Raw genomic sequence first — 412 nt, 5'->3', positions numbered from 1 at the left:
GTGCATGGGTCAAAGAGCCTTTGTTCAGTATCAGGACAGATCAGGATCGGGCCGCGTTCGCGCCGGGCTGCAGCCAGCCCATGCGGGCGCGCAGGCGCGCGCCGGTATGCTCGATGGGTTGGTCGAGGTCGGCGTTCAGCAGCGCGCCATAGCGCGGCTTGCCGGCCTGGTTCTCCAGCACCCAGTCGCGGGCGAACCCGCCTGTGCGGATATCGCTCAGCACCTCGCGCATACGCGCACGGGTTTCCTCGTTGATGACGCGCGGACCGGAGACGAGATCGCCATATTTGGYCGTCTCGGAGATGAACTCGTGCATCTTCGCGATCCCGCCCTCATAGAGCAGATCGACGATCAGCTTCAGCTCGTGCAGGCATTCGAAATAGGCGATTTCCGGCTGATAGCCGGCTTCCAC

The 412-nt window shown here is 63.5% G+C and carries 1 pseudogene; it reads right to left on the bottom strand.

Annotated elements, in window-relative coordinates:
- Positions 1-40: 40 nt before the first annotated feature.
- Positions 41-412 (bottom strand): annotated as a pseudogene (locus B9T16_RS29450) (ketol-acid reductoisomerase); the annotation flags it as partial.

This window comes from Arthrospira sp. PCC 8006 (assembly GCF_046480465.1).
Classification (GTDB): domain Bacteria; phylum Cyanobacteriota; class Cyanobacteriia; order Cyanobacteriales; family Microcoleaceae; genus Limnospira; species Limnospira platensis.
This window is presented reverse-complemented; position numbering and strand designations above follow the sequence as displayed.